At 61.5% G+C, this 5,705-nt stretch carries 3 protein-coding genes and 1 pseudogene; all 4 read right to left on the reverse strand.

The window, feature by feature from the left end; translation table 11 throughout:
• A partial coding sequence (locus GM658_RS28455; protein WP_155457485.1) for a high affinity choline transporter 1 occupies window positions 1-1,181 on the reverse strand: 1,181 nt, incomplete at its 3' end.
• Window positions 1,182-1,377: 196 nt separating this feature from the next.
• On the reverse strand, window positions 1,378-2,277 hold the full coding sequence (locus GM658_RS28460; RefSeq protein ID WP_155457486.1) for a cell envelope integrity TolA family protein: 900 nt from the start codon (window positions 2,275-2,277) through the stop codon (window positions 1,378-1,380).
• A gap of 94 nt (window positions 2,278-2,371) precedes the next feature.
• Window positions 2,372-5,509, reverse strand: a complete 3,138-nt coding sequence (locus GM658_RS28465) for an efflux RND transporter permease subunit (protein WP_155457487.1) — start codon at window positions 5,507-5,509, stop codon at window positions 2,372-2,374.
• Window positions 5,506-5,705, reverse strand: a pseudogene (locus GM658_RS28470) (efflux RND transporter periplasmic adaptor subunit); the annotation flags it as partial. The pseudogene GM658_RS28470 and the gene GM658_RS28465, both read right to left, overlap by 4 nt.

Here is a 5,705-nt window from a genome sequence, read left to right on the forward strand (position 1 = left end):
ACCAGCTCGTAGATCGAAGTGCCGTTCATCTTGATCGCATACAGCAGCACCGATGCCGCAAACACCACAATGGTGGCGCGCATCGCAAACAGCTGCTGCCTGTCGCCCATACCTGGACGCAGGTTCTTCAGGATGTTTTCCACGAAACTGGTGGAAGGCGCCAGCAGCGTCGCCGACGACGTCGACTTGATCGCCGACAGCAGCGCGCCGAAGAACAGGATCTGCATCACCAGCGGCATCTTGGTCAGCACGAAGGTTGGCAGCAGGCGCTGGTAATCGTTCTTGGCCATTTCCAGGCCATGGTCGCCCAGCACGATGATGGCGCAGGAGACGATGAACATCGGCACCGCAGCGAACAGGATGTAGCTGGCGCCGCCGATCATGGCGCCGGCGCGCGCGGTACTGGAATCCTTGGCCGACATCACGCGCTGGAACACGTCCTGCTGCGGGATGGAGCCCAGCATCATGGTCACGGCGGAGCCGATGAACATGGCCATTTCAGTGAACGTTGGCTGTGGCATGAATTTCCACAGGTCCTTCTGCGAAGCCATCTCGACCACCTTGCCTGCGCCGCCGGCCAGGTCGGCCGAGAACCAGGCGATCACGGACAGGCCAACAACCAGCACGATCATCTGGATGAAGTCAGTCCACGCCACGGCCAGGAAGCCGCCGATCACCACATAGATCAGCACCGCCATGGTGCCGACGATCATGCCCATGGTTTCCGACATGGCGCCATTGGTCAGCACGGAGAACACCAGGCCCAGCGCGGTAATCTGCGCCGCTACCCAGCCCAGGTAGGAAATGATGATGGCAACGGAGCAGAACACTTCAATGCCCTTGCCGAAGCGCTGGCGGTAAAAGTCGCCGATAGTCAGCAGGTTGAGCTTGTACAGGCGGGCGGCGAAAAACATGCCGACCAGGATCAGGCAGGTGCCGGCGCCAAACGGGTCTTCCACGATGGCATTCAGGCCGCCTTGCACGAACTTGGCCGGGATGCCCATGACGGTTTCCGCACCAAACCAGGTGGCGAAAGTTGTCGTAATCACCATGATCAGCGGCAGGCTGCGGCCGGCCACTGCGAAGTCGGTCGTATTCTTGATGCGGGTGCCAGCCCAGACGCCAAGGCCAAGGGTACCCAGCAGGTACAGCACAACAAAGGAAATCAGGGTGATGTTCATCGCGGCGAAAACTCCGGCTCCAATCGGCAAATTTTGCGATTATAGCGGCAGGATGCGGCCAGGATTCATGAATTTTTGTGATGTTGCGGTAAATCCAACAAACCCGGCAAGTCCGGGTCAGACCCAAGGGTCAGACCCTGTCTAAGCCGGGGCCGCGGACTCTGGAATTGACAGGGTCAGACCCAGGTTTGCCGGGTTACCGGTTTATCTTGCCGTAGCCCGGGAACATCTCCTGCAGCAGGAATGCCGCCAGCTCTTTCTCATCTTCCTTGCGCGCGCTCATCGGCACATTGCGGCCCAGGCGGTGCGATTCCCAGACGAAGTCGCCCGGCTTCTCCTTGCGAATCATCTCGATCATGCGCTTGACGATTGCCGTTTCAATATCTTTCTCGGAACCCTGGTCCACGTGCACCTGCTGCTGCCAGGTGCGTTTGAAGTTGGTGCTGAATCCCCTGAACTTGATGTCAGCCGCATTGAAGGTCTGGTTCACAATCTGGAACATGCCGCCAGTATCGTTGCGCTCGCCGTTCGCAGCGCGGCCCTGCGCCCCCATGATATTGGCCATGGCGCGCGCCTTGCCGGTCGCACCGGCATCTTCTTCCTGCGATGCCTGCGGCGCATCGGCACCGCGCGCGCGGCGGCGCATCTCGATCAGGGTTGCCATATCAGGTGCGTTTTCCGGCGGCGGCGCCAGTTTGGCCTGCTCCGGAGGCACAATTTTTTCTTGCGGCTTGACGACCTCGGTGATGGCGTTCTTGTTCGGCGGCAGGTAGGCGCGCGAGGAGCGCGGTGTTTCCTTGGCCGGCTTGGCTTTCGGCAGCGCCTTGGGCTTTGGCTGCGGCGCCGGCTTACCGGGCGTAATGTAGACCATCTCCCCTTCCTTGGCAGGAGGGGTCAGCACGATCTTGTGGTAGGGACTGATGAAGTAAATCAGGACCGCCAGCAAGTGCAGGCCGACGGTAAACAGCATGCCCCAGCGGTTTGGCTTGCCCGAACCATACTCGAGCACCTTTTCTTGCGGCCAGGGCTGGCCGCAGGTCGGGCAATGCCCGTCGTGGGCCGCTAGTTCGGCGTGGGAATGGGTGTACTGGTGCAAGATAGTGGCTTTTTACTGAAGGTGCTGGGATGGGAGCTTACCGACTTTCCACCTTTATAAATGTTACAGGTTGTAAGCGCCGCCCAGCATGGTATCAGTGTTTGGCCGCTTTGACGGCCCGGAGCTCGACCGGCTGCGCTGGTTCTGTTGCAGATCCGTCATCCAGTTCCTCGTCCTTCATCGGGCCGGTACCGGAATATTTATCGAGGAACAAGTAAATCACCGGAGTGATGTACAAGGTGATCACCTGCGAAAACAGCAGGCCGCCAATCACGGCCAAGCCCAGGGGCTGGCGCAGTTCGGCGCCGGCGCCCAGGCCGAGGGCGATCGGCAAGGCGCCCATCAGGGCCGCCATGGTGGTCATCATGATCGGGCGGAAGCGCAGGATACAGGCTTCGCGGATCGCCTCCATCGGCGCCTTGCCCTCTTCGCGCTGCGCCACCAGGGCGAAGTCGATCATCATGATGGCGTTCTTCTTCACGATACCGATCAGCATCAGGATGCCGATGATGGCGATCATGGTCAGGTCCAGCTTGAAGATCCACAGCGTCAGCAGCGCACCGACCGCAGCGGACGGCAGGCCGGCCAGGATCGTCAGCGGGTGGATATAGCTCTCGTACAGTACGCCCAGCAGCACATAGATCACACCCAGCGCTGCAACAATCAGGATCAGCTGGCTGCCCTGGGAATCCTTGAACACTGCCGCATCGCCGCCGTAGCTGGTGATGATGGAGGCCGGCAGGCCCATCTTCATGCCCATCTGTTCGATCTTGGCGGTGGCATTGCCCAGCGGGATATCGGGCGCCAGGTTGAAGGAGATCGTGATCGCCTGCAGCTGGCCCTGGTGGTTGACCGCAGTCGGGCCAATGGTACGCTCGACCGTGGCAAAGCTGGACAGCAGCACCAGCTGGCCGGCGCTGTTACGCACCGACAGCTTGGTCAGCGAATCGTCGAACTGGCGGTCCTCGTTGGCCGCTTCCAGTATCACGAAGTAGCTGGCGGCCGACGAGTAGATGGTCGACACCTGGCGCTCGCCGAAAGCCAGATAGAGCGCCGTGCGCACGTCGGCGATCTTCACGCCCAGCATATTGGCCTTGTCGCGGTCGATCTTCAGCTGCGCCTGCAAGCCCTTGTTCTGCGAATCGCTGGTCACGTCGCGGAAGTCGCTGTCGCTGCGCATCGCATCCTGGAACTTGCTGGCCCAATCGTTCAATGCATCCGGGCTGACCGACTGCAGCGTGTACTGGTAGCGGCTCTTGGAAGGACGCCCGCCCAGCTGCAGGTTCTGCACCGGGCTCAGGTAGACCTGGATGCCGGCAATCTTTTTCGTTTCCTTGCGCAGGCTGTCCAGTACTTCGGACATTTTCTTGCGCTCAGAACGAGGCTTCAGGACGATGAACATGCGGCCCGTGTTACCGCCGCTGGTGAAGGAGGTCACATCCTTGATGTTCGGGTTGGCCTGGATGGTAGCCGCCACCTTCTCCTGCAGTTCCAGCATGGCGGAGGTGGAAATATCTTCCGAGGCTTCGGTGTTGACGCGGATCTGGCCCAGGTCTTCCTCCGGGAAGAAACCCTTCGGAATGGCGATATACAGCCAGGCCGTCAGCGCAAAGGTGCCGAAGGCGATACCCAGCACCACAAAGCGGTGATGCAGCGCCAGGTCCAGCGTGCGCGCATAGCCGTCGCGCACGGCGTGGAAGGCGCGCTCGAAGTGGCGGCCGATGAAGGTGTCGTCGCCCGAGGTCTCGTGCGAATCGGCCGGCATGAAGCGCGAGGCCAGCATGGGCACCAGGGTCAGCGACACAACCGCCGACACCAGCACCGACAAGCCCACCACCACCGCGAACTCGTGGAACATCAGGCCCATCACGCCAGGCATGAAGAAGATCGGGATGAACACCGCCACCAGCGAGATCGAAATCGAGATGATGGTGAAGCCCATCTCCTTCGCCCCGACCAGGGCCGCCTGCAAAGGCTTCTTGCCCAGTTCAATATGGCGCACGATGTTTTCCAGCACCACGATCGCATCGTCGACTACCAGGCCCACCGCCAGCGTGATACCAAGCAAGGACACGTTATCCAGGCTGTAGCCCATGCCGAACAGCAGCGCCAGCGCGCCGAGCAGCGAGATCGGCATGGTGATGGCCGGAATGAAAGTGGCGGCGGCGCGATGCAGGAACAGGAAGATCACCAGCACCACCAGCACCACGGTCAGCGCCAGCGTCAGGTTCACGTCGTGGATCGCTTCGCGGATCGAGACCGAACGGTCGTTGACCAGGTTGATCGATACCGATTCCGGCAACTGGGCGCGGAAACGCGGCAACAGCTTGCGCACCGCATCGACCACCTGCACGGTGTTGGCGTCCGGCTGGCGTTGCACCAGCAGCACGATGGCGCGCTCGCCGTTGTAGCTGCCGGCCGATTTGATCGACTGGTAGCTGTCTTCCACCGTCGCCACTTCCTTCAGCCGCACCGGCTGGCCGTTGCGGGTGGCGACGATCAGGTCGGCGAAGTCGGCGGCGCGCATCAGCTGGGCATTGCCCTGGATGGTCAGGGTCTGGCTCGGGCCATCGATGGTGCCCAGCGGGGTATTCGCATTGGCCGCCTTGATCGCCTGCTGCAGTTCGTCGAGCGTCAGGTTGCGCGCATTCATCAAGTCCTGCTTGGCGCGCACGCGCACCGCGAAGCGCTTCTGGCCATTGACCGAGACCTGGGCCACGCCCGGCAGGGTCGACAGGCTCGGCGCCACCAGGTTTTCCGCGTAATCGTTCAATTCGGACAAGCTCAGCGATGGCGACGTCATGGTCGCGAACAACACTGGCGCATCGGCCGGGTTGACCTTGCGGTAAGACGGCAGGTCCGTCATTTCCTGCGGCAGCGAACGCTGGGCGCGCAGCAGCGCCGCCTGTACGTCGACCGCCGCTTCATTGACGTTGATCGAAGGATCGAATTCCAGCGTGAGCGACGTATTGCCCAGCGTGCTGGTGGAGGTGATCATCGACAGGCCGCCGATGGTCGAGAACTGCTTTTCCAGCGGCAGCGCGACGGACGAGGCCATGGTTTCCGGCGAGGCGCCGGGCAAATCGGCGCTGACGTTGATCACCGGGGTGTTATAGCTCGGCAGTGCCGCGACCGGAATATGCGAATAGGCCAGCACGCCGGCCAGGATAAGGCTCAGCGAGAGCAGCACCACCATCACGGGGCGCCGGATACTCAGCTCGGAGAGGTTCATTCTGCCTTGCCTTTCTTGTGGCTCTTGCCATTGTCGGCCACCGCCGGTTCTGCGATGCGCAGCTTGGCGCCTGGACGCAGGTTCTGCTTGCCTTCCACCACGATCTTTTCATCGCCGTTCAGTCCGCTCACTGCAACCAGCGCCCCAAAACCATGGAGGCGCTTGATGTTCATTACCTTGGCGGTCTGGTCAGGCG

This window comes from Massilia eburnea, from assembly GCF_009720745.1.
In the GTDB taxonomy this organism is placed as follows: domain Bacteria; phylum Pseudomonadota; class Gammaproteobacteria; order Burkholderiales; family Burkholderiaceae_D; genus Rugamonas; species Rugamonas eburnea.

Excerpts from the sequence above, each read along its gene's own strand:
- GM658_RS28465 (WP_155457487.1), bottom strand. The coding sequence starts at position 5,509 with ATGAACCTCTCCGAGCTGAGTATCCGGCGCCCCGTGATGGTGGTGCTG.